The sequence below is a fragment of the Alcanivorax nanhaiticus genome, assembly GCF_000756665.1.
GTDB lineage: Bacteria > Pseudomonadota > Gammaproteobacteria > Pseudomonadales > Alcanivoracaceae > Alcanivorax > Alcanivorax nanhaiticus.
The window spans coordinates 152,681-177,177 of record NZ_ARXV01000004.1; the positions used below are offsets into that span (position 1 = coordinate 152,681).

Below are 24,497 nucleotides of genomic sequence, written 5' to 3' on the forward strand. Positions count from 1 at the left end.
ATGCCTCAGGGCATCTCCGCCGTTACGCGAACGCCATGGCGGAGATGGGCATTTGCCCATTTCCGCCCTACCCGGCGAGTTGTTTACCGAGAATGGTGTCCAGATACTCCAACAAATGGTCAGCATTGCCGACCGGAGCACGGTAGGCAAGATGCCCATCAGGGCGCATCAACCACAGCCTTGGGCCATGCCCGAAGGCCGCCGCAAATTCCCCTTCATGATCCTGCCAGATACGGGTGGTGCCTTCGCGGGGCACCTCAGAGTGGGGGGTCTGCTGCGCTGCCACCACGGTAAGGTGTGCTCGGTCACGGTAGTCCTGCCCCAGCCGGTCGCTAAGGGCATAAAGCACTAGCCGCTCGTTATGTTCCGGCTTTTCACTAAGCTGAAGAATCAGGTGATGTACCGGCTTTCTGAGCAAATCGTGCAGTTGATGCAAATGACCGGTGCGTACCGATTTCAGTGCTGCATCCGGTAAGCGGTCACCGGGGAGCGGCCCTTCACGCCGCCAGCCCAACTCCGCCTCAGGTCCACTGGTGACAATGGGCGAGTGGCGGTAGTGCACATCCAGCTGGCTGGCGGTGCGCAATATCCGGCTGGACATTCTGGTCCGTCCACCGGCCAGCTTGAGCAGGGAATCACGGCTGCGGCGCAAAAGCGGCCGTTTCACCAGTGATGCCCGTGACAGCATGTCCACACCATAGATCATCTTCTCGGCAACCGGCCGGCGCTCCTGCTCATAGCTGTCCAATAGCGCACCACTGCCATAGCCCTTGAGGTAATAGCCCAGCTTCCAGCTCAGGTTAAAGGCATCCGCCAGACCGGTATTCATTCCCTGGGCACCCAGAGGGCTCTGCACATGAGCGGCATCCCCGGCCAGATACACACGGTTGCGCCGATAATGCTGCGCCAGACGGCGCTGTACGGAAAACTCACTGATCCAGCGTGGCTCACCCAGATCCGGCTTCTGGCCGAGAATCAGCGCCAGCCGCTCTTCAAAAATGGAAACATCCAACGGCGCTTCCGGTGGTGAATCGGTGGCCATGATCAAACGCCAGCCGGTGGGTAGCGGCAAGGCAATCAACAACCCCTCTTCCTGCAGAAAACCGTGGGAGCTGTCATTCCGCCATGGGCTTTGCCAATCCACATCAGCCAACAGGAAATGCTCGCTGTATTCCACACCATGAAAGCCAATCCCCAATTGCTGGCGCACTGTGGAGCCGACACCATCCGCTCCCACCATCACTTCGCTTTGCAAGGTCTGCAGCTGCGTTCCCTTGCGAATACGCGCGGTGACGCCACTGCCGTCCTGGGTGAAATCCAGCAGTTCCACACCACGCACCAGTTCGCCTCCCAGCGCCTTGAAACGCTGTATCAGCACACGCTCCACATCGGATTGCGGACAGCTCAATACCCAAGGGTAAGGTGCCTGCAGGGAAGTCAGATCCAGCTCGAAAAGAAACCCATTGTCGCCATACACCGACACAGCCTTGAGTACCCGGGACGCCTTGCGCACCGGGCCCAACACGTCCATGGCCGCAAACACCTCCAGGCTACGGGAATGCAGCCCAAGCGCCTTGGACCAGGGAGAGGGAGCTTCCAGACGGTCAATAATGATGCAGGCAACCCCTTGCCGGCGAAGACCGATTCCCAGAGCGAGCCCGGTGGGCCCAGCGCCGACAATGAGCGCCTGGGGCGTGCTGTTCTCGGTAATGGCGATGGTACAATCTCCTTATCCTGCATTCTGGCCAACAACCGGTGACCATGACTTCGCCTACCCGCAAGATCATCCATGTGGACTGCGACTGCTTTTATGCGGCCGTTGAGACCCGTGATGACAAATCCTTGCGCGGCAGGCCGGTGGCGGTGGGCGGCGATCCCCACCGGCGTGGCGTCATCGCCACCTGCAACTACCCCGCGCGACACTTCGGTGTGCACTCTGCCATGGCGTCATCCCAGGCGTTGCGGTTATGCCCGGATCTGATCATTGTGCCGCCGAACTTTGATAAATATCGCAAGGTGTCGGCACAGATCCATGACATCTTCAAACGTTATACCTCGCTCATTGAACCCTTGTCACTGGACGAAGCCTATCTGGATGTTTCCCACAGTGAGCAGTTCGAGAATAGCGCAACCCGCATCGCCGAAGCGATCCGCCAAGAGGTGCGCAAAACCATCGGCATCACCGTGTCTGCCGGGGTCGCGCCCAACAAGTTTCTCGCCAAGGTGGCCAGCGACTGGCGCAAACCGGATGGCCTGTTCGTGATCACCCCGGCACAGGTTGATGACTTTGTTGCCAGCCTGCCAGTGAAACGCATTTCCGGTGTAGGCCGGGTCACTGCCGAGAAAATGGCCAACCTCAATCTGCACACCTGTGGAGACCTGCAAGGATTGAGCCGACTGGCGCTGTCGCAGCACTTCGGCAGCTTTGGTGAACGGCTTTACCACCTCAGCCGAGGAGAAGATAACCGACCAGTACAGACGGGTCGCCGGCGTAAATCGGTATCGGTAGAACGCACTTACGACAAAGATCAGCCCACCCTGAAAGAATGGCTTCGGGAGCTGGATACCTTGCTGGAAAAGCTGAAAGAGCGCTTCGCCCGGCTGGACCAGAACTACCTGATCAGCGGTCTTACCGCCAAGGTGAAGTATCAGGACTTTGTCAGTCTGAGCTGCGACAAAGCAGGCACCGATCTGGACCGGGCACACTTCGAGGCATTGCTGGAGCAGCTCTGGGAACGCCGCCAGGGGCCGGCAAGGCTACTCGGCATTGGTGCGCGCCTGCGGGACATGAAGGCACCGCAGCAGCCGGATCTGTTTCCGGAGGAATGGGACAGGGCACTGCGGCAGCGACGCGGGAAAAGCTAGTTGCAAGATGCAAGTTTCAAGTTGCAACGCGGGGGCAGGTCAGCGTGACGGAAACGCTTGGGGCTCCGCGCAAAGGAGCCGGGTTCGACACTTCTGCCATCCCCCGTTATCTCGCTCGTTTTTTCACAGTCCGATATCGCCTCGCTCACAACGCGGAGTGAAAACGCTTGCCACACACAAACACCCCCTCGCGTTGCAACTTGAAACTTGTCCCTTGCAACTCAGTGAACAGAATGCCCCACCCGCTCCAGCAATTCCGCCGGCATCAGGCCATCCATCAACTCACGCCCGCGCTGCTTCACAGGCTCCATCTGGCTGTCCAGGTAGGAATCCAGCGCGGCGACACAATCCGTACAGCGGGTCATGGCATCAGCGCCGGGATGGTCAGCCAGCGCCTGTACCGCCATTTCCAGTTCATTGAGATACTTGAGCAACATGCCTTGCGACCTCACTTTAGATCAACATACCGGGAATCGGCAGCCCGTCCAGATTAAGACACTTTCAAGACAGACTTGTGACAACAGCCACATCACAGATGGATGCAGACCGCGTGCCAAAGCCGATATCCGGTAGACGCGAACTGGCGATTGCCGTTCCCTTGCAGAATGTAAAAAAGCTAACAGCTACCCCCGACTTTCCTTCACAAGCACCCCACCGCCCTTTCAGTTACTCTAGAACCTGTTTGCGAGGAAATACCCTTTATGACCAAAACTGTATCGACGATTGTGGCCCCGGAAGGCAGTCTGGAAGTGCTCAGCCAGCACGAAGTTGAGCGTCTACGAGACACCTCCGGCAGTGGCCTGCATGACCTGCTGCGCCGCTGCGCGCTGGCCGTACTCAACTGCGGCACCCCCACCGATGACAGCCGTGAAGTGCTGGAAACCTACCGGGACTTCGATATCGAAGTGATCCAGGAAGATCGCGGTCTTCGCCTCAAGCTGGACAACGCCCCCGCCGGAGCCTTCGTAGACGGGCGCATGATTCGCGGTATCCGCGAGCATCTGTCTGCGGTGCTACGCGACATTGTCTATGTATCCAACGAGATCCAGAACAATGACAGCTTTGACCTGAACAGCAGCCAGGGCATTACCAACGCAGTGTTCCATATCCTGCGTAATGCCGGAGCCCTGAAATCCGGGTACTCACCCAATATGGTGGTGTGCTGGGGTGGCCACAGTATTTCCCGTGAAGAATACGATTACAGCAAAAGCGTTGGCTACCAGCTGGGCCTGCGCCACAAGGACATCTGCACCGGATGCGGGCCTGGAGCCATGAAGGGCCCCATGAAGGGCGCACATGTGGCCCACGCCAAACAACGCTTTGATGGCGGTCGCTACCTGGGGGTTTCCGAACCCGGCATCATCGCCGCAGAAGCCCCCAACCCCATCGTCAATGAACTGGTGATCATGCCGGACATCGAGAAGCGCCTGGAAGCCTTCCTGCGGGTGGGCCACGGCATCATCGTATTCCCCGGCGGGGTAGGCACCACGGAAGAAATTCTCTACCTGCTCGGCGTGCTGCTCCATCCCGACAATGCAGACATGCCTCTGCCGGTGGTGCTCACGGGCCCGGCCAGCAGCGCCGCTTATTTTGAGCAGGTGGACGCCTTTATCCGCGCCACTTTGGGCGACCATGCTGCAGATCGCTATCAGATCATCATTGATGACCCGGAAGCCGTGGCCATGGCCATGTGTCATGGCATCGACCGGTTAACCCTGTTCCGTCGTGACAATGACGACGCCTTTTATTTCAATTGGCGTCTGACTGTACCCCTGGCCTTCCAGCAACCCTTCATCCCCACCCATGAGGAGATGGCCGGGTTGAATCTGGGCAGCGAGCAACCCGTGCATGAGCTGGCAGCCAACCTGCGGCGGGCGTTCTCTGGCATCGTGGCCGGCAACGTAAAGGAGCAAGGCATCCACGCCATCGAACAACACGGCCCATACCAGCTGCATGCTCCCGGCGAACTGATGACCCGACTCGACGCCCTGCTCAACGCGTTCGTGGCCCAACACCGCATGAAGTTGCCGGGGAGTCACTATGAGCCCTGCTATGAGCTGGTGGGGTAAAGCAGGTTCGAGCTATGAGCGGTGAGCTTCGAGGAAAACCCGGCCCGTCGAAGCGTCGTTGGCGGCACGATTAGGCAGTAGCGAGTAACGAGTTTCGAGTTGCGAAAACCTTGAAACAACGAGACTTTTGAGGCTTTTGCCTTTCGAAACTCGAAACTCGCTTCTCGCATTCCCTCGCCAGCAAAAACCAAAAAGCCCCGGATCCCCGGGACTTTTGCCGTGTTGCGTGACGCGTGGTGCGTCTCGTTTAACGCGGCTGCATACGGATACCGCCATCGATACGGATGGTTTCGCCGTTGAGGAACTTGTTCTCGATCATGTGACAAACCAGCTGCCCGTATTCTTCCGGATGCCCCAGACGCTTGGGGAACTGGGTCATTTCGATCAGAGGCTGCTTCACCTTGTCCGGTGCGGCATTCATCAGCGGGGTGTTGAAGATACCCGGGGCAATGGTGTTACAACGAATACCCAGCGGAGCCAGGTCACGGGCGATCGGCAGGGTCATACCCACTACTGCACCCTTGGTGGCAGAGTAAGCCACTTGGCCAACCTGGCCGTCGAAAGCGGCAACCGAGGCGGTATTCACTACCAGACCGCGCTCGTTATCTTCGCCCGGCTCATTTTCAGCCATGGCAGCAGCGGCCAGACGGGTCACGTTAAAGGTGCCGATCAGGTTGATCTGTACCACCTTGCTGAACACGCCCAGATCGTGGGGCTTGTTCTCACGGCCAACCGTCTTCATGGCGGAACCAACACCAGCACAGTTCACGGCCACATGGACAGCACCGAACTTGTCCAGCGTCGCAGCAATAGCCGCCTGTACAGACGCTTCGTCGGTTACGTCAGTCTTGATGAAAGCGGCGTTGTCGCCCAGTTCGGCCGCAACCTGCAGGCCCTGCTCTTCATTCAGGTCCAGAATCATCACTTTACCGCCTTTGCCAACGATGGCCTTGGCAGTAGCGTGACCGAGGCCGGATGCACCACCGGTGATAACGGCAACTTTATCGGTAATGTTCATATGCTCTCCTTGGGTTCAGGGCCGAAGGTGCCCATGTGGGTGACACCAAAACAATGCCCGGAGTATACCCACCCACCCCATCCGGCTCATTGTTGCTTTCGCTCAAACCGTCAGTGTTTTAAGGTGAGATTGCGTCAATGGACAATGGCGTACGACTCAGGGGCACGGAGGGAGAACCTTGCCAGAGACCGTCAGACAGGAAGACCGCCGTGAGCTGGCCAGCGCCTATGCGCGCATCCGCCGGCTCAGCGAGCAGCTGTGCCAGCCGCTGCAACCGGAAGACATGAGCCTGCAGGCCTGTGCCGATGTGAGCCCACCACGCTGGCACCTGGCACACACCACCTGGTTCTTCGAAACCTTTCTGCTGGTACCACACCTGCCCGGCTATCAGCCCGTCAATCCAGCTTATGAGGTGCTATTCAACAGCTACTACAACGGCATTGGCGAGCAATACCCACGCCCACAGCGCCACCTGCTGTCCCGCCCTACCCAACAGGAAGTCATGCACTGGCGCCACCATGTGGATCATGCCATGGGACAACTGATTGTCTCTCGCCCGGATCTCGATGCATTGATCACGCTGGGCCTCAACCATGAGCAGCAGCATCAGGAACTGCTACTCACCGATCTGAAGTACAGCCTGTCGTTCAATCCGCTGGCACCGGCGATCTCGCAGCCACTCACCTCTGATGGCGAACCAGCCCCGCCCCTTACCTTTCAGGATTTCACCGGCGGCAAGATTCAGCACGGTGCCAATGCCGATGAACCTTTCACTTTTGATAATGAAGGCCCACAGCATCCAGTCTGGCTTAGCCCTTTCCGGCTGGCCAATCGCCCGATTAGCAATGGAGAGTACCGGGATTTCATTAATGACGGTGGCTACCGGCGGCCGGAACTGTGGCTCTCCGATGGCTGGGCCTGGGTGCAACAGCATCACATCCAGCGCCCCCTTTACTGGCAGGCTGACCTGCTCAATCACTGGACCCTCGCCGGGTTACAAGCGATCAGCCCCGGCCAGATCCTCGCCCATGTGAACTACTACGAAGCCGACGCCTATGCACGCTGGGCCGGCTGCCGGCTCCCCACAGAACAGGAATGGGAGCACGCCGCCCGCCAGAGCAAACAGCCAGGCAGTTTCGTGGAGAACGGCCGGTATCAAGCAGGCCAGGCCTCTGCCGGTCTGCTCTGTCACATGCTGGGGGATGTCTGGGAATGGACTGCCAGTGCCTACCTGCCTTACCCCGGTTTTCGCTCAGCGCAGGGCGCCGTTGGCGAATACAACGGCAAATTCATGTGCAACCAGATGGTCTTGCGGGGCGGCTCCTGTGTCAGCAGCCAGAATCATATCCGCCCCAGCTATCGCAACTTCTTTTACCCCCACCATCGCTGGCAATTCAGCGGTATCCGGTTAGCCGAGGATGGCTAGAACCCCATAACAGTGCAGCCCTTCGAGGTGATCATGAAACAGGCAATGCCGGTCAATGAGCAGCAATTGGGCCCGAACCTGACCTTTTACGATCTGCATCCACCCGCCACCGACATGCTGGCAGAAGTGACCCAGTCCTTGTCTGCTGCTCGCCCCCACCTGCACCCTAAATATTTCTACGACGAGACCGGCTCTCGCCTGTTTGATGCCATCACCACCACCGAAGAGTACTACCCCACCCGCACCGAAGCTGGCCTGCTGGAGCAATACAGTGGAGATATTCAGCGCCAGTTAGGCGCTACCGGTACCATTGCGGAACCCGGTGCCGGCAGCTGCCAAAAGGTCCGACTGCTACTGGAACGCTGGGCACCGGATCGCTACATGCCGCTGGAAATTTCCCGCGACTGCCTGCTGCAATCTACCCGGGAACTGTCCCTGGCCTTTCCCGATATCCAGATCAGTGCGGTATGCGCGGATTACTGCCAGGCGTTATCACTGCCCTCCGACAGCCTCCCCGGCGGGCGTGTGGTGTTCTTCCCCGGTTCCACCATCGGTAACTTTGATCCTGAGGAACGCCGGCAATTTCTGCGTGGTCTGCATCATCTGGCGGGACCCGGTGGCGCATTGTTAATCGGCGCTGATCTGCAGAAGGATAGTGCTCGCCTCAACGCGGCTTACAACGACGCCCAGGGGCTGACAGCAGCATTTAACCTGAACGCCCTGCACCATCTTAATCGCGCCCTGAACTGCGATTTTGATGTAGCCAACATGCGCCATGTGGCGTTCTATAACCCTGAAGCGCAGCGGATCGAAATGCATCTGGAGTGTCTGAAAGACCAACAGTTAAAGCTCGGCGAGTGTCAGCTGACCCTGAAAAGTGGCACCCGCATCCATACCGAAAACTCGTATAAATTCAGCGTGGAAAGCTTTACCCGTGAACTGATGGAAGCAGGGTTTACACCCCGCGGATGCTGGACCGATCCCGACAATCTTTTCAGTCTCCACCTGGCCTCAACTGACTAGGAAGCCTCTGAACAACACCTCGCGTACTCAGTCTTTCAGGCTCAAAGGAGAAAAGGGGGGCGCGATTTGAAGGTGCATCTCCATCCATCGACTCTTCATCAGCGACCAGAAAGACCCGCAGGGGCGCGGCCTGAAGGGCACAAGGCGTTGTTCAGAAACTCCCTCTCTGATCGCCCTGGTATGTCGTTTGGGTAGAGCCAATAGTGTGAACCCGGTCCGGTAACGGTATACTGAACCCCGTTCTCACCCCAGAACACCAAGAATGACACTTGCCACGACAGGGGCGTGGCCTAGGGAGATCGGATGCTTGAACTGATCAGCGCGGCGCGCAGACGTAAACGCCCGCCTACTCACCAGCTATTTGATGTGGTTACTCTGGAATTCAGAGTGGGCCTGCTGGATATCGACCTGAACATGCATCTGAACAATGCCAAGTACCTGAAGTTCATGGACCGCAGCCGTCTGGAACACGCCGTGGTAACTGGCTCCCTCAATCGCATGATCGAAGCACGCTGTAATGTGGTGGTCGCCAACACCGAGATCGCCTACATCCGCGAACTGCGCCCTTATCAACAGTTCCAGGTTCACACCCGCATTCTCGGCTGGGACGACAAATACGTTTACTACGATCAACGCTTTGAATCCCAGCGCAAACTCCACACCCACGCCTTGGTGCGTGTTGTCAACGTCTACGGCGGCAAATCCATCAGCCCGCAAACCGCCCAGGACATCACTGGCATGCACCTGAAGTCCCCGCCATTGCCGGAGTATGTGGAGCAATGGAAACGGTTGCTGCAATCGAAGAAGCGGTTGACTGAGACGGATTAGCTTCGAGTTTCGAGTTTCGAGTTTCGAGTTTCGAGTTTCGAAAAGCAAAATCCTCACCAGGGAGTCAGGCAAGTGTCTTGCCTTTCGAAACTCGCTTCTCGTAACTCGCCACTATACCCCATAGAAACATAAAGCCCCGGAATTCCGGGGCTTCTTGCGTGTTGCATACAATGTGCTGCGTCTATTCCACTGAATACGTATAGAACGGGGCCCAACGCGGTTCTTTCTTCATCCGGTCAGCATAGTAAATACCCGGCTCATCCAGCCGCAGATCCGCGATTTCCCGAAGCGCGATCGCCTTGGGCACCTGCTGCAGCGGGCCAGCCTGCTGGTAGTTTTCCGGATCCGCCACAATTTCCGTCAGATCCAGCGGCTTCAGCTCGGAATACCGGAAGTAGTAATCCTGCCCACCTTCTACCTTCAAGGGCATTTCGAAAATCATTTTCAGGTAAAGCACGCTGAACGGGCGGCGGGCATAAAAGTCATGGGTGCCTGCTGGCAGCTCAAGCCAGGTATATGCTCCGGCCTTGAGACCAAACAATTGGGCAGAATCCAGGAAAAATACCGGGGCCTGCACCTCTTCATAACCCCAACGGGTAATAGGCCGGTAGATGTACACCATGGAATTACGCGGATCGAGCGTTTCGATGGGATCGAAGGTCTTGCCGTCAGGCGCGTCCAGAAAGGCACCCGGTGTCGCAGGAATCCCCATTCCCACCCCGGAACAGCCGGACAGCATCAGGCTGAAAAACGCCAGCCACACAACCAATCGCATTATTATTCTCCATTGGTACCGTGGCCCTCAGGCGGCCCGGCCCTGTTATTATTGCGCCCACCCGGAATACCCCTGAAAACAGGGAAGTCGAGAGACGATAGCAATATAGTGCCTTTATTGGGCTCTAACTATGGCCGATTTGACCGCGTTGCTCAAGATAGCAGCAACCCTCTCCTGGCCACATCAAAAGGGCATTCCTGCTCCCCCCAGCTCAGAGATTTCTGGTAATCTTCCGCCATGTCTGTAAATCGTATCCGCACCCCCTGTATAGGCGTGTGTTCCACCGTGTTTGGTGACACAGTCTGCCGTGGCTGTCGCCGCTTCAGCCATGAGGTGGTGAACTGGAATGCCTACACCAATGAGCAAAAGAGTATCGTCTGGAAACGGCTGGATCTGCTCCTGTGTCAGGTGGTCGACAACTACTTTAATGTGGCGGATGCGGCCTTGTTAGCCGAACAAATGACGTTCCAGAACCTGCGCTATCAGACACAACTGTCGCCTCAGGGCTGGATTCCCGAGCTACTCAAAGCCGCCGGCAAGCAGGCCATCCCTTACGACCGCTTCGGACTCACTCCCCTGCCCGCCAGCCAAGGCCTCACGCCGCGCCAGCTCTATGAGCAGATCAGCGCAGAATGCCACGCGCTTTCCCAGGCTCATTATGACCGCTCCTACGCCCGCCCGGTCAGACTCGTTGCCGAGCTCACCGAGCATGCGGCAAGGGAGAAGGGGCTGATCTAGTTTCGAGTTTCGAGAAGCGAGTTTCGAAGATCAAAATCCGCCCCCAAGACGCTTGGCAAGTGTTTTGCCTTTCGTAACTCGCTTCTCGTAACTCGCAACCAGTCTCTCGCATCTGCCTTCCATTTGTCCCAATCTGACTCCCAACCCCCTTCCACCACACCATCACTCAATGGCACATTTACGGAATGAACATTCATTACTCATTCTGGAGGTGAGTCATGGCTTCCGCTTCATCCATCGCCACGCCCCCTTCCCGGACAAACCGGGAAGCACAAAAACGGGAACAGATCATCAAGGCCGCTTTACAGGTATTTGCCGAGCATGGCCTGCATGGCACTCCTGTGCCCCCCATCGCCGATAAGGCGGGTGTGGGCGTGGGCACCTTGTATCGGTACTTCGACAGTAAGGAAGCGCTTATCAACGCGGCCTTCTGCGATGCCAAGCAACGCCTCCAGGATCGCTTGCTGACAGATCTTGATCTGCTCAACCCCAGCCGCGCCCTGTTCGACACCTTATGGGCCCGGCTCACCGCCTTTGCCCGCCAGGAACCGGAAACCTTCCAGTTTCTGGAAATGCAGGATCACCACAGCTATCTCACTGCCGAAAGCCGCAGTTGTGAGCAAGCCCTGCTGATCCCGCTGGGCATGATGGTCATTATCGGCCAGCGCAATGGTCTGCTCAGCAACCGACTGAAGCCCGATCTGGCCATTGCCTTGTTCTGGGGCGCGTTTGTGGGCGTCTTCAAGGCCGAACGACTCAACTATCTCACCCTCAGCGATGAGGACCTGAAGCAAGCCCGCGATGCCTGCTGGCTGGCCATGTCAAATAACAACAGCGGAGAAACTACCTCATGAATCCCAAACATATCCTGATTACCGGCGCCGCGGGTGCCATTGGTGGCAAGTTGGCTGGCCAGTTTCATCAGCACCATCCAGATGCCCGCCTGACCCTGGTGGATCTGAACCAGGAAGCGCTTCAAAAAGTGGCTGATCAATACGACGCCAATGCTGAAGCCTGCGATCTCACCGCTATCGATGCCCTGCCCCAATGGTGGCAGTCACAGGTAGATCGCCATGGGCCAGTGGATGTGCTGGTCAATTGTGCCGGGATCATGGACATCATGACGCTGGCAGGCACCGGCTGGGAACGCGGCAAGCGGCTGATCGATATCAACTTCACCGCCCCCATGCGGCTGATGGATCTGGCACTGCCCTTCATGATCCAACAGCAGGACGGCTGCGTGATCAATGTGGCCAGCATGGCCGGTCGGGTACCGATTCGCGGCTGCAGTTACTACGGCGGCGCTAAAGCAGGTATTGGCCTGGCTTCCGAGATTGCCCGCCTGGACCTGAAGAAAGACAACGTCAATGTGATCACGGTGTACCCCGGCCCCATCTATTCCGGGCTGGAAACCCACGCGCGAGGCCAGGTGAAGCAGGGGCCCATCTCCCGTTATATCCCCACCGGCAAGCCCGATGTACTTGCTGAGCGGATTTATCGCACCTACCGCAAGAATGGCGCACGGGTGATTTACCCGGATATCTACAGCCTGGCCAAGCAAGTCGCCAACCTGAACCTGACCAACAAGGCCATGGACTTCTTCAGTCCACAACCAAACCAGTAAAGCGGAAACCATCATGACTCAGCAAGAAAATACCCCCATTCATGACGTCCTGATTGTCGGTGCCGGCATCAGTGGCATTGGTCTCGGCATCAAGCTAAAAGAAGCCGGCATCAACAACTTTGTCATTCTGGAAAAAGCCGCAGATCTGGGTGGCACCTGGCGGGACAACACCTACCCCGGCTGTGCCTGTGATGTACCCTCAGCACTGTATTCCTATTCTTTTGCCCAGAAACCGGACTGGACTCGCGCCTTCGCCGGCCAGGCCGAAATTCTCGACTATGTTCGCCAGGTGGCAGAGCAGCATGACATCCCCGGTGATATTCACTTCAATCAATGTGTCGAACGCGCACAATGGCGCGAAGAAAAAAACCTCTGGGAAGTGCAAACGGCAGATCAATTTTATCTGGCCCGTACCGTGGTCGCCTGCTCTGGCTATCTGCACGAACCCATCATCCCCAACATCCCTGGTCTGAAAGATTTCACCGGCACCCTGTTCCATTCCTCGCGCTGGGATCATGAGCACGAGCTGGCCGGCGAACGCGTAGCCGTAGTAGGCACTGGAGCTTCCGCTATCCAGTTCGTTCCGGAAATCCAGCCCAAAGTAAAACAGCTGACCTTGTTCCAGCGCACCCCTCAATGGGTGCTTCCGAAACCGGATCACAGCATTCCCAAAGTGGAAGAAAACTTTTTCCGCCTGCCCTTTACCCTCAATGCCTGGCGCAAGATGTTGTACGGCGGCTTTGAAACCTTTGGCATCGGTTTCCGTCGCCCTGCCATCCTCAAACAGATTCAGAAACTGGGCCTCGCCCATTTGAAAGTGGCTATCAAGGACCCGGAACTGCGCGCCAAACTGACCCCGGATTACACCCTCGGTTGCAAGCGTGTACTGATGAGCAACAACTACTATCCCGCGCTGAACAAAACCAATGTGGATGTCTTCCATACCGGCCTGAAAGAAGTGCGCGGCAACACGCTGGTAGGACAGGACGGCAGCGAGTGCGAAGTGGATACCATCATCCTCGGCACCGGCTTCTTCGTCACCGAACCGCCCATCGCCAACCATATCTACAATGACGCGGGAGAGTCCCTGAGCGATATGTGGAAAGACGGCATGCAAGCCTACCGAGGCACCACCATTGCCGGCCTGCCAAATGCCTTCATGGTGCTCGGTCCGAATCTCGGCATTGGCCACAACTCGGCGTTCATCGTCATTGAAGCGCAGATCAACTACATCGTCAGCACACTCACCACCATGCGTGACCAGCAACTGCAACGCATCGAAGTGAAGGCCGATGTGCAGCGGGACTATAACCGCAAAGTACAGCAAGACCTGCAAGGCACCGTCTGGAACACCGGTGGCTGCTCCAGCTACTACCTGGACAAAAACGGTTTCAACAGTGTCGGTTTCCCATGGAGCACGCTGGAAATGCAACGGCTACTGAAACAGTTTGACCGTGACAACTACACCGTCACGCCTGCAGCCCAACCCGTATTCTGAGACAGACAGGACCGGATCATGCCAAAAGACAACACATCCTCCACACCTCGCCGGGGCCTGGTACTGGGCTGCGGCGGCGTCGCCGGCGGAGCCTGGAGCATTGCTGCGCTGCATCATCTGGAACAGCAGCTGGACTGGGACTGCCGCAAGGCCGATGTCCTGATCGGAACCTCTGTCGGCGCAGTGCTGGCCGCATTGCTTGGCAGCGGCATTAGCGTCGACCAACTGTTGGCTTGCCAACAGGGCACCAGCGATACTTGCCGATGGGACCACGACACCGACACTGGTGGCGCCTTGCCTCCTCTGCCAGGGGCCCGCTTTACCGGCAAGCCACTGGTGATGAAAGGCCTTCGCGGCGAGGTCTCCGCCCTCACCGCCATCTGTGGTGCACTGCCCGCAGGCCAGTTCGACATGAGCGCCTTTCGCAAGCTGGTGAACGATGCGGCAAAAGGCAAAGACTGGGTGGAACACCCTGCCACCTGGATCATGGCCGTGGATACCGAAACCGGTAAACGGATTCCCTTCGGCAAAGGCGGCGCTCCCAGCGCGACCATTGTGGATGCCGTCTGTGCTTCCTACGGTGTGCCCTTCTGGTGCCCTCCGGTGACAGTGGATAACCGCACGTATATCGATGGCGGCGTTGCCTCTCCCGTCTCCGCAGACCTGCTGGTCGACAGTGCCGTGGATGAAGTGATCGTGCTTGCCCCCATGGCCTCCCGGCAGCCAGACAAACCCTGGCATCCCTTCGAGCGCATTGAACGCCGGGTGCGTCGTTATATGACCTCCGTGGTAGACAGGGAAGTCGCCGCGCTGGAAAAAGCGGGTAAAAAAGTCATTCGTATCGAGCCTGTGGCGGAAGACTTGAGAGCCTTCGGCTACAACATGATGGACCCGGCCAGACGCAAAGGGGTATTGGAAACCGCGCTATCGACAACACGCTACACGGTGAATCACGCTCTGGCCTGATTACCGGAAGGGACGCCTTGAATCAGGGACGTCTGTTATGAAAAGGGCATGGGAACAGCGCACCCACACCAGCTGAAATGCCGTTTCGCGGTCGCATCCGGAGGGCATAGCAAACGCCCGTTCCCACACGGCAGCCTATCCAGACAGGGGGTTGCCATGGTGGGAGCGGCGGTTCCGCCGCGATAAGGAAACTGAGAAAAACGTAGCCCTTTCAGGGCGCATTCAGCTGATCCGCTGGCACCAACACCAGGGCATGCATATCTTCAAACAGGGCCTTGTCCGTGCCCTGTAGTTTGTTGTACTTGATGATGGCATGCAGGGATTTCACGTAGTCCTGGCCCCGCTCGGAATACTTGTCCAGCGTGGTTGCCGCCTGCAACCCGATAAAGGCTTCATCCCTGTCGCGCTGCATGGCACGCAGTTCACGAAAAGACGCATATGCAGGGTGGCTGTTCAGGTTAAGGGCGTGCGCCTGTACAGACTGCAACGGCGCATCAAACGCGGCAATCTTGTAATCCCCCATACCGCTCCGCTGTCCCTCCGGGGTAATTCCCTTGCCACCCCATGTCCACTGCCCGAACAAGGCATTACCGGCAAAGGCAAAACGGGACGTACCCCAGCCACTCTCTTCGGCGGCTTGGGCCAGAATCAACGAAGGAGGGATTGCATCCACACGATGGAGCAAGAGTGCCATCTGCTCCGTGACAGCATCTTCATCTACCCGGTACTGCCCTGCCAGCTCTCGCACCCAGGCATCTTCCTCCGCTGACAAAGCCTCCTGCTCGGCCAGAGCCTGCAGCCGCTGCCGATCCTTCAGGATCAGCTCATTGCTTCGCAACACCAGCGGCCCCACCGCCCGGAAGAACAACTTCTTCTTCAAGGTAACACTAATCTCATGACTAACCCCCTTGCCCCACTGCTCCGGCACCGTGGACAAATAAAGCCGCGGCACACGCCGATCACCCGCTATCCAGCTTTCATCGGTGTAATGCAGCTGCTCAAACAAATCCAGCACCGCATGGTAATCATCAATAATCACCACACTGACTTTCTGCTCACCTCCCGTGGCCTCGGGATACTCCTCAGCTTGAGTCGCCATACCGAGTAATAGCAGCATTACTGCAGCAATCAATCGCATCTTTGTGCTTCCTTGTTGGGTAAAACCGCAAATGGCATTACAGCTTATAAAGCCGGACTACAGAGTCTTATGACATGTCGCAGCAAAGATTGCTGAAAATTGAGAGCAGTAGAGAACATTCTGTTTTCCGCTTGAGACGGAAAATAAGCCGATAAGCTCCGTGAGCGTGAAAGACTCGTCACAGCAAACCAGAAGCTAGGGAGCCTCTGAATCATCCATCCCATCGTTGATCATGATCTTGATATCTTTCATGGCGTTGCGCACTTCCAGGCTTTCCGCATGGGTGAGCACACCCAACACAATCGCTCCTGCCACCAATAGAGCCAACCCCAGCAACGCCCACTTTTCTTTTTCAATCTTCCGGCCACCACCGGACGACGCATCGTTGGCATCGTCATGATGGGAGTGATGACTGTCCAGCTTGTTATGCGACATACCAACCTCCAGCAACACTTCCCGTTCTACGCCGGTCAATGAGCAGCTGCAAGGCAGTGAACCGCCAAAATGATGACTGGCTGACTGCAATATTGCCTGGCTCACGCTTTGCTGGAGGCCTATGCCGGCGAAATACTGAAAGGCTTATCTCTCACGGCAACAGCAAGTCCCGGCCAATCGGGTGGTACACCGTTGCACTCTCAATCAGCGACCGAGCAGTTAACGGTTCAACCCCATACACTTCTGTCCGAACTGCCCAATTCTCCTGAATCGCCGACAGAAGCACATCAAAATCCCCATCCCCGGACAGCAACACCACCGTATCCACCTGCGGCGCATGAGTCATCACATCCACCGCGATACCCACATCCCAATCGCCCTTGGCAGAGCCATCACTTCGCTGGATAAAAGGTTTGAGTTTGACGGTAAACCCCATGTGCCGAAGGGCATCCTGAAACCGGGTCTGCCCGTCATCGCCACGCTCCGTGGCGTAGGCCATAGCCACCACGATATCGCCTTGCGTCGAAAGCCTTTCCCACAAAGCCCGGTAGTTAAACTGACGACCAAACGCCTGGCGAGTGGTGTAGTAGATATTCTGAACGTCAGCAAAGACGGCGATACGAGGCATGGCGCTTTCCATTAACGGGAGGGTTTCCAGCCGTGAAGACTAGCACATCAGCGTCACCACACAGGCACGCTGCCCCACACACGCCGGATCGTCATGCACGCGTAGACTCCTACGAAAACCAGCAACCGCTTCACGCCCTGATTTTTTCGGCAAGATCGCTCCATCCCATCAGCACGGCATCTTCCCGGTTAGAGTGAGTCGAGGAACGGAGCCCTGTGACGGCATAGAGAAAAAACCTGTCTGAGCGGAGCGAGTCTTTTTTGCGTCCGTCACAGGGCGAGTACCGGAGTGTGCCCGCGGAGCGGGTCGAACGGAGTCGGGGCAAGGGGGGCGTAAGCGGGGTTTGCAAAACATGTTTTGCCCGCTGGAGCGCCATTCCCATACCGGGGAATGGCCGGAATGCCAGAGGGGGGTCGCGTTACCACCCTTTGGGCCCGTCCGGCGAGGACAAGCACCTTTATCGGTGCGATGAAACTGCAGGCCCGCATTAGCCAGCCAGGCAAGCGCCACCATCACCACGGCATACGCCATCCCAACATAACGCCCCCATGCATGCCGCCTGGTGCATGAAGCGTGATGCACCCACAGAGCGGGCCCCACAAAAAAGGCCGTAGCAGAAAACTGCTACGGCCTTTCTCTTGAGATGGTGCGCCAGGAGGGAGTTGAACCCCCACACCTCTCGGCACCAGAACCTAAATCTGGCGTGTCTACCAATTCCACCACTGGCGCAATGGGCGGCTATTCTAGCAGGGTATCCGGCAATTGCCAGTGCCGTTTCGGCTGATCAGCCGCCCTGCAAAATCCGGTACAGCGCCTGTAGATCCTTGTCGATCTTGGTGACCTTGGTTTGCAGGGCATCCACGCGACTGTCTCGTGTCGCTTGCACCGGGGCCGGAGCAGGTGCAGGCGCTGCTGTGGGTGCCGGACGGTTAGCCAGGGTGGTGACTCTGCTGGAGACGGATCGCAAACCGGACTCCAGTTCGGCCAGGCGTTTTTCCAGTTTGGCCGTTTCACCGTCATCCTGCCCTGCTTTGGCAACGGATACGCTGAGGGCTCGTACACGGGAGCTGAGTTCGCGCAGGTCATCACGCAGATTCACCACTGCTGTGCTGTCGCTGGGACTGCCCGCCGAGGGTTCACGAATCGGGCGGACCGGCGTATCTGCCACTTCTGCCACCGTGGAGGCCAGTTTATAGTGCTGAGCCTTGAGTTCACTGAGTTCACGGCTCAGCTGCATATTGCCCATCCACTGCCAGACCGCCATCAGCAAGGCGCCGATAGCCACACCCAGTGCCAGCCAGACGGTGCCTGAACGGCTGCTTTCGGAAACACTGGCCGGCTGCTGCCGACGATGGGTTTTACGCAGGGGAACCGGTTCATTGGCTGCGGTCTCTTCGGACGGTGCTCGCACCGCCAGCACATCCTGATTCAGCCCCTGAAGACGTCGTTCTTTATTTTCTGGCAACTTGGCCATGACAAATTGCTCTTTGTCATTATTGTTAATGGGGAGCGATAGGCTCGCTCCCACCCCCGATCGTATTGCTTTTGGTGTTACTTAATTTTCCAGCTTGTCCAGACGGCTGTTCACTTGCAGGCGATAGGCATCAAAGGCCGCCACAGCGGCTTCCGCATCATCTACACGCTCTTCCAGTGACGACAACGAAGCCTGAGCCTTGCTCACCTTGTTCAGGGCAGCGTCCAGATTCTTCTGCTGGCGCTCAACCTGATTGAGGTTTTCCACCAACACATCCAGCTGGGTCTGCATCTGGCTGATCTGGGTCTGCCATTGCTGACTGCTCTTGTTCACCGCATTAACGGCGCTTTCCACCTGAGTTTTCAGAGACGCCGCTTCTTTATTGATAGCAGTAATCTTACCATCGACCCCGGTCTGGGCTTTTTTGACCTCTGTCACAGTTGCGCTCAGCGCTTTGAGATTTTTGCTTTGTGCGTCGATATCCGCACGGTTGCGCTTGTTACTGAGATCCCACAGTTTGCGAATCTCGTCGCCATTCTGTTTCAGCGTCTTGCCATGGCCCGCCACGATATCCTGCAACTTCCCGGATGACTGGTTGAGGGTTTCGTCCGTGGCAGACAGCTGCGACTGCAGGTTACCGAGTTGCTGGGTCGACTCCGTTAACCGGTTATCCAGCTGGGCCTGCAAGCCTCCCACCTGTTTGTGAAACCACACGCCCATTACCGCAATCAGCACGACCAGTACCAGACAGGCCGCCATCCAGCCACCACTTCCGCCGCCCCCTGAGGGTTTGGGGTTGGCTGGTCGGGCCGGGCTCCCCGGCGGTTTACCGGCGGGCTTTCCCGCAGCCGGTCTTTTCGGTGCTGCCTGTGCTGCTTGGGGAGCCGGTTTGCGGTGATCATCCACCGACACGTCATCCAGATCCCCCAGATTGACTTCACGATCTCTCGTCATTACTTCAGCCTTACCTGTATGCGAACGCCAATACTACCGAAATCACGGCATCAAGACCGTGATGCCCTACTCCTGCTCACCGTGTTCCACGAATAGTGGCTGCTCAGTGGCATAGTAGATCGGCTCGCCAACCTCATGCTTGCCTTGATCGTTCTTGATCAGGGGAACAAAAATCACCCAGGGGCGCACATTGCGATGATCCACCTGAGCCCAGACACCGACCACTTTTTCGCCAGCATCATTGGTAATAGTGTGCAGTCGATACATGGACAGCATGTCCACTTCAGGCTGCTCTTCACCTATCTTCTGCAGTTTCAAGAACAATGCCTGAGCCCATTGATCTTCTGGGAGCGCCTTGTCCCGGTCACCTGAGAAGCCAACCGCCTTCAGGTCACCATTGATACTGATCATTCCGAAAGGATAGAGCCCACCGGACTTGGCGATGGCCTGTAGCGCCTGGCTGATTCCAGCCTGGGCCAGGGTGTCCATATCCTGTTGATCCGTACTTTTTTCGGTTTGTTCATCTGCCATATTCTCGGCATTGGCAGCTTCAGCCAAAATCGGCTGAAAAAAACAGGCCAACAGCACCAGAAACATTGCCGGGAACCGCATATATCACCTTTTTTGTTGTGGTCTGACTATTCTATTGACAGTCATTGGGGCATTTATATCCCGAACGGCACGCTATCAGACTTACCCGAATGCCGCCAGAACACCACAAAAAAGGCCGCAAAGCGGCCTTTTTTGTGGTCTGAACGGCTCCCTTGAACAGGGAGACAGTTCATTACGCTGCGAAGTTGGCTGCAGCGAAGTCCCAGTTGATCAGATTCCAGATGGATTCCAGATACTTGGGACGAGCGTTGCGATAATCCACGTAGTAGGCATGCTCCCACACGTCTACAGTGAACAGCGGGGTCTGGCCCTTGCCGTGAGCAATCGGGGTGTCAGCATCGTCAGTGTTGACGATTTCCAGGGAGCCATCGCTGTTCTTCACCAGCCAGGTCCAGCCGGAACCGAAGTTGCCGGTAGCCTTGGCGTTGAACTGGCTCTTGAACTCATCGAAGGAACCGAAGGCGCTGTCGATGGCAGCGGCCAGGTCACCGGAAGGCGCACCGGCACCGTTCGGGGTCAGGCTGTTCCAGTAGAAGGTGTGGTTCCACACCTGGGCAGCTTGGTTGAACAGGCCGCCTTCTGCGCTGGCGATGATCTCTTCCAGAGACTTGCTTTCGTTTTCGGTGCCAGCAGTCAGTTCATTCAGCTTGGTCACATAGGCGTTGTGATGCTTGCCGTGGTGAAACTCCAGGGTTTCCGCAGAGATGTGCGGTTCCAGAGCGTTCTTTTCGTACGGAAGCGGCGGTAGTTCGAAAGCCATAGTCATTTCCCCTGACATTGTTTGCCCTGCTGCGTGGGCAGCAGGTGAGAATTTCTCCATCGAGAACGCATGGCAACGCTCGACGGCTCACGATAATAACAAGCTACCGGCAGAAATCTCCACTGTGGGCAAGCTTTGAACACAATAGCTGTGCGCTATGGCCATGGTCGAGTGTGACCGGCAGGTCCCAGTGACATGGGGCACCGCGTACTTGTTTCAAGTACAATGCGCCCCAATTTTTCATGATTTACGTTTCATGATCGTCATGAAGCCAGTCAACCTCGGCAGGAGAACAACATGTCAGATGATGCCATCGTCATTGTAAACGGTGCCCGTACCGCCATGGGCGGTTTTCAGGGCGCGCTGTCCGGCGCCACCGCCACTGAGTTGGGCGCGGTTTCCATCCGTGAAGCAGTATCCCGTGCCGGCCTCAAGCCGGAAGACGTACAGGAAGTCATCATGGGCTGTGTGCTGCCCGCTGGCCTCAAGCAGGGCCCGGCCCGCCAGGCCATGCGCAAGGCTGGTCTGCCCGATAACGTGGGAGCCACCACCATCAACAAGCTGTGTGGCTCCGGCATGAAAGCCACCATGTTTGCCTATGATTCCATCAAAGCCGGCACCAACGACATCGTGGTATCTGGTGGTATGGAGTCCATGACCAATGCGCCCTACGTGTTGGACAAGGCTCGCAGCGGCATGCGTATGGGCCACGGCCAAGTTTACGATCACATGTTCCTGGACGGGCTGGAAGATGCGGAAACCGGTCGCCTGATGGGCTCCTTCGCCCAAGAAGTAGCCGACAAGCGCAGCATCACCCGCGAAGACATGGACAACTATGCCATCGAATCATTGAAGCGCGCCCAGGCCGCTATCGAGAATGGCTGGTTCAAGGACGAGATCGTTCCGGTGACCCTGCAAACCCGCAAGGGTGAAGTCGTTGTCGATACTGACGAACAGCCCGGCAATGCCAACATCGACAAGATCCCGACCCTGCGTCCGGCCTTCGCCAAAGACGGCACCGTGACCGCCGCCAACGCCAGCTCCATCTCCGATGGCGCCTCTGCGCTGGTACTGGCGCGCGAGTCTGTTGCCAACGAGCGCGGCCTGCAGCCGCTGGCTCGCATCCTGGCCCACGCCACCAACAGCATGCACCCGGGTGAGTTCACCCTGGCCCCTATCGGGGCCACTGAAGCGGTACTGAAGAAAGTGGGCTGGAGCGTGGACGACGTGGATCTGTTCGAGATCAACGAAGCCTTCGCCATGGTCGCCATGATGCCGATGATCGATCTGGGTATTCCCCACGAGAAAGTGAACATCCACGGTGGTGCCTGTGCCCTGGGTCACCCGGTGGGGTCTACTGGCTCCCGTATCATCCTCACCCTGATCCACGCGCTGAAGCGCACCGGCGGCAAGCGCGGTGTGGCCAGTCTGTGTATCGGTGGTGGCGAAGCGACTGCGGTGGCTATCGAGCTGCTGTAAGACGCCGGACGCTATGCCAGACAAAAACGGGGCCTTCGGGCCCCGTTTTTGTTGCCGCTTAGTGTGCATTACCTCGCTTTACTCCGGTTCGCACTTCGAGCGGCTTCGTAGAAAAGCCGAATTCGGAAAACTTTCTGACCTCTGTTAATTCAATCAGCGCAACTCGTAGCCAACCCTCCCCTAACCCACTGAATTCAAAAGCCTTACCTCCCCGACGACGATTTCATATTAAAACTCTGTTGCACTTTACCCGGCGATTTGGACTTCTGGCGTATACGCAAGAACGGTGTTCACCTGTACCCTGACCGGCTAGTCACCAATTTGGGTTGGGACCTCTATTCCCGGGAGCACCATGACAGCATTACCCGTTATCACCGCTATGGGCGGTATCAATGCAGCCGGCCGCAGCGCACTGCATTTCGGTTTTCAGCGTCTGATTTTCGATGCGCTCCCGGAGATTCAGCGCCAGGCAACCCTGCGCGCGCTGGCCCAGCTCACCGGCCGTGCTGAAGACGCACAGCTGGACGGCACCCTGATTCGTGCTCTACCCGAAGAGCACCGCCTGCATGCCGCCATCAGTGGCACCAGCGACATTCCCGTTACCCTGGAAATGCGCAACATGGACCTGCCCGACCCGCTACCCGCTGGCTGGCAGGTCACCCCTATCGACAAGCGCCGCAGCCGCGTCACCCTTCCCGCCGGACTGGGCCTGAATGTGCCACTGGATGCACCGCGCCGCGTCAGCGCCGCAGGTCAACTGCCGGAAGGCTTTGATCCCAGCGCCCTGTATGCTTCCCGCAATCACCCCCGTGCACTACAGATGGCGATCTTCGCAATCAGTGACACCTTGGGCGATCTGGGTATTGACTGGACGGCCGTCGCCAGCAAGGTGCGACCAGACCAAGTGGCAGTGTACGCCAGCAATGCCATGTCCCAGATGGATGATAACGGCCTCGGCGGCGTCATGCGCTTCCCACCGAATGGCCACCGTATTACCTCAAAGCAGGTCCCACTTGGCTTGGGTGAAATGACCGCAGACTTCCTCAACGCCTATGTATTGCACTCGGTGGGCACCACTGGCGGCATGCTGGGTGCCTGCGCCACCTTTCTCTATAACCTGGAAAAAGGCGTGCAAGCCATTCGCAGCGGCAAGGTGCGGGTAGCCATCGTTGGCACCAGTGAAGCACCGCTGGTGCCGGAAATTATGGAAGGCTATCGGGCCATGGGCGCTCTGGCAGAAGACCAGGATCTTGCCGCTCTGGACAATGCTGGCCAAGCGGACTTACGCCGAGCCTGCCGCCCGTTCTCCAGCAACTGCGGCTTTACCATGGCTGAATCCGCGCAATTCACTATCCTCATGGATGATGCACTGGCGCTGGAATTGGGGGCCGATATTCTGGGAGCCGTGCCGGATGTTTTCATCCACGCCGATGGCGGCAAGAAATCCATCTCTGCACCGGGCGTGGGCAACTATCTGACCATGGGTAAAGCCGCCGCCCTCACTCGACAGTTGATTGGTGCCCAAGGGCTGCAACGACACAGCTTTGTTCATGCCCACGGCACCGGCACACCACAGAACCGGGTCACGGAATCCGTCATCCTTGATCGCACAGCTGAAGCCTTTGGTATCCAGACGTGGCCTGTGGTGGGCATCAAATCCTACGTGGGGCATTCTCTGGGCAGCGCCGGGGGCGATCAGCTTGCCGCCACCCTGGGCAGCTTCAGCAAGGGGATTCTGCCCGGCATCCGTACTATTGATCACATTGCTGAGGATGTGCACCGCCACCACCTGGATATCTGCTTGCAGCATCAACAGCATGATGACCTGCAAGCGAGCCTGATTAACTCCAAGGGCTTTGGCGGCAACAATGCCACCGCCGTAGCCCTGTCCGCCAGCATCACCGAGAGCATGTTGCGCCAGCGCCATGGCGCGAAGGCCATGACCGCCTGGCAGCAGGCTCGGGAGACCACTCTGGCCAACAAGGCGCATTTCCAGGAGCATTGCCTGAACGAAACACCGAAACCTGTGTATCGATTCAACGAGGGAGTAATGGGCGACGAGCATGTCACCCTTACCAGTCGTTCAGTGCGCCTTAACGGCGGCACCGAGATGCCTTTCGATGATGACCCGACCCTGCGCGAGTTTCAGCTGGACCGGGATTAATCAGCGCCACGAAACCAGCAAGG

General features: G+C 57.5%; 23 protein-coding genes and 1 tRNA gene. 12 read left to right on the forward strand and 12 right to left on the reverse strand.

The features are described from left to right. Nucleotides 1–67: 67 nt before the first annotated feature. A complete protein-coding gene (locus Y5S_RS06530) occupies nt 68–1,717 on the reverse strand; it encodes an FAD-dependent monooxygenase (protein ID WP_331280439.1) in 1,650 nt (549 codons plus the stop codon). Nucleotides 1,718–1,761: 44 nt separating this feature from the next. On the opposite strand from Y5S_RS06530, the gene dinB reads away from it, so the two are divergent. Beyond that, nucleotides 1,762–2,865: a DNA polymerase IV gene (gene dinB / locus Y5S_RS06535; RefSeq protein WP_035231446.1), complete on the forward strand. Its 1,104-nt coding sequence runs from the start codon at nt 1,762–1,764 to the stop codon at nt 2,863–2,865. Between the two features lie 221 nt (nt 2,866–3,086). Here the strand turns inward: dinB and Y5S_RS06540 are convergent, their stop codons facing one another. After that, nucleotides 3,087–3,302, reverse strand: coding sequence for a hypothetical protein (locus Y5S_RS06540; protein ID WP_035231448.1), 216 nt, complete (start codon nt 3,300–3,302; stop codon nt 3,087–3,089). Between the two features lie 264 nt (nt 3,303–3,566). Here Y5S_RS06540 and ppnN point away from each other — a divergent pair, with 264 nt between their 5' ends. Then, the gene (gene ppnN / locus Y5S_RS06545) at nt 3,567–4,934 is read left to right on the forward strand and encodes a nucleotide 5'-monophosphate nucleosidase PpnN (protein ID WP_035231450.1); all 1,368 of its coding nucleotides are present in this window, start codon (nt 3,567–3,569) and stop codon (nt 4,932–4,934) included. 247 nt (nt 4,935–5,181) lie between these two features. On the opposite strand, the gene Y5S_RS06550 is transcribed toward ppnN, so the two are convergent. After that, nucleotides 5,182–5,952: a 3-hydroxyacyl-CoA dehydrogenase gene (locus Y5S_RS06550; protein ID WP_035231451.1), complete on the reverse strand. Its 771-nt coding sequence runs from the start codon at nt 5,950–5,952 to the stop codon at nt 5,182–5,184. A 178-nt stretch (nt 5,953–6,130) separates the two neighbouring features. On the opposite strand from Y5S_RS06550, the gene egtB reads away from it, so the two are divergent. The 3 genes from egtB (at nt 6,131) to Y5S_RS06565 (ending at nt 9,229) form a co-directional block, all read left to right on the forward strand. Then, complete coding sequence (egtB, locus tag Y5S_RS06555) at nt 6,131–7,378, forward strand: ergothioneine biosynthesis protein EgtB (RefSeq protein WP_035231454.1); 1,248 nt, start codon at nt 6,131–6,133, stop codon at nt 7,376–7,378. A gap of 33 nt (nt 7,379–7,411) precedes the next feature. Then, nucleotides 7,412–8,401, forward strand: coding sequence for an L-histidine N(alpha)-methyltransferase (gene egtD / locus Y5S_RS06560; RefSeq protein WP_081939702.1), 990 nt, complete (start codon nt 7,412–7,414; stop codon nt 8,399–8,401). Nucleotides 8,402–8,704: 303 nt separating this feature from the next. Then, nucleotides 8,705–9,229, forward strand: a complete 525-nt coding sequence (locus tag Y5S_RS06565; protein ID WP_035231458.1) for an acyl-CoA thioesterase — start codon at nt 8,705–8,707, stop codon at nt 9,227–9,229. A gap of 181 nt (nt 9,230–9,410) precedes the next feature. On the opposite strand, the gene Y5S_RS06570 is transcribed toward Y5S_RS06565, so the two are convergent. Then, a complete protein-coding gene (locus tag Y5S_RS06570; protein WP_081939695.1) occupies nt 9,411–10,004 on the reverse strand; it encodes a DUF2846 domain-containing protein in 594 nt (197 codons plus the stop codon). Nucleotides 10,005–10,241: 237 nt separating this feature from the next. Between Y5S_RS06570 and Y5S_RS06575 the strand changes: the two genes are divergently transcribed. From Y5S_RS06575 to Y5S_RS06595, 5 genes are all read left to right on the forward strand, one after another. Further along, nucleotides 10,242–10,742, forward strand: a complete 501-nt coding sequence (locus Y5S_RS06575; RefSeq protein ID WP_035231459.1) for a DUF1289 domain-containing protein — start codon at nt 10,242–10,244, stop codon at nt 10,740–10,742. 218 nt (nt 10,743–10,960) lie between these two features. Next, the gene (locus Y5S_RS06580; RefSeq protein WP_052041447.1) at nt 10,961–11,596 is read left to right on the forward strand and encodes a TetR/AcrR family transcriptional regulator; all 636 of its coding nucleotides are present in this window, start codon (nt 10,961–10,963) and stop codon (nt 11,594–11,596) included. Beyond that, entirely contained in the window at nt 11,593–12,366 is a 774-nt protein-coding gene (locus Y5S_RS06585; protein WP_035231461.1) for an SDR family NAD(P)-dependent oxidoreductase, read from the forward strand. Before Y5S_RS06580 ends, Y5S_RS06585 begins: the two co-directional genes overlap by 4 nt. 13 nt (nt 12,367–12,379) lie before the next feature. Beyond that, a complete protein-coding gene (locus Y5S_RS06590; RefSeq protein ID WP_035231463.1) occupies nt 12,380–13,864 on the forward strand; it encodes a flavin-containing monooxygenase in 1,485 nt (494 codons plus the stop codon). Nucleotides 13,865–13,882: 18 nt separating this feature from the next. Beyond that, nucleotides 13,883–14,830 (forward strand): patatin-like phospholipase family protein, encoded by a 948-nt coding sequence (locus Y5S_RS06595; protein ID WP_035231465.1) that lies wholly within the window; start codon nt 13,883–13,885, stop codon nt 14,828–14,830. Between the two features lie 211 nt (nt 14,831–15,041). Here Y5S_RS06595 and Y5S_RS06600 read toward each other — a convergent pair whose 3' ends face one another. From Y5S_RS06600 to Y5S_RS06635, 8 genes are all read right to left on the reverse strand, one after another. Beyond that, on the reverse strand, nt 15,042–15,968 hold the full coding sequence (locus Y5S_RS06600; protein WP_052041448.1) for a glucosaminidase domain-containing protein: 927 nt from the start codon (nt 15,966–15,968) through the stop codon (nt 15,042–15,044). 195 nt (nt 15,969–16,163) lie between these two features. Further along, complete coding sequence (locus Y5S_RS06605; RefSeq protein WP_035231466.1) at nt 16,164–16,403, reverse strand: hypothetical protein; 240 nt, start codon at nt 16,401–16,403, stop codon at nt 16,164–16,166. 151 nt (nt 16,404–16,554) lie between these two features. Then, the gene (locus Y5S_RS06610) at nt 16,555–17,031 is read right to left on the reverse strand and encodes a LabA-like NYN domain-containing protein (RefSeq protein ID WP_035231838.1); all 477 of its coding nucleotides are present in this window, start codon (nt 17,029–17,031) and stop codon (nt 16,555–16,557) included. A gap of 644 nt (nt 17,032–17,675) precedes the next feature. After that, nucleotides 17,676–17,760: transfer RNA gene (locus tag Y5S_RS06615), tRNA-Leu, on the reverse strand. A gap of 55 nt (nt 17,761–17,815) precedes the next feature. Further along, nucleotides 17,816–18,505 (reverse strand): hypothetical protein, encoded by a 690-nt coding sequence (locus Y5S_RS06620; protein WP_035231467.1) that lies wholly within the window; start codon nt 18,503–18,505, stop codon nt 17,816–17,818. Between the two features lie 81 nt (nt 18,506–18,586). Then, nucleotides 18,587–19,459, reverse strand: coding sequence for a hypothetical protein (locus tag Y5S_RS06625; protein WP_035231468.1), 873 nt, complete (start codon nt 19,457–19,459; stop codon nt 18,587–18,589). Between the two features lie 66 nt (nt 19,460–19,525). Beyond that, complete coding sequence (locus Y5S_RS06630) at nt 19,526–20,056, reverse strand: hypothetical protein (RefSeq protein ID WP_231552645.1); 531 nt, start codon at nt 20,054–20,056, stop codon at nt 19,526–19,528. 187 nt (nt 20,057–20,243) lie between these two features. Then, nucleotides 20,244–20,831, reverse strand: a complete 588-nt coding sequence (locus Y5S_RS06635; RefSeq protein ID WP_035231470.1) for a superoxide dismutase — start codon at nt 20,829–20,831, stop codon at nt 20,244–20,246. 297 nt (nt 20,832–21,128) lie between these two features. Between Y5S_RS06635 and Y5S_RS06640 the strand changes: the two genes are divergently transcribed. Both Y5S_RS06640 and Y5S_RS06645 read left to right on the forward strand, forming a co-directional pair. Beyond that, nucleotides 21,129–22,310 (forward strand): acetyl-CoA C-acyltransferase, encoded by a 1,182-nt coding sequence (locus tag Y5S_RS06640; RefSeq protein WP_035231471.1) that lies wholly within the window; start codon nt 21,129–21,131, stop codon nt 22,308–22,310. Nucleotides 22,311–22,662: 352 nt separating this feature from the next. Continuing rightward, entirely contained in the window at nt 22,663–24,474 is a 1,812-nt protein-coding gene (locus Y5S_RS06645; protein ID WP_035231472.1) for a beta-ketoacyl synthase, read from the forward strand. Nucleotides 24,475–24,497: the final 23 nt, after the last annotated feature.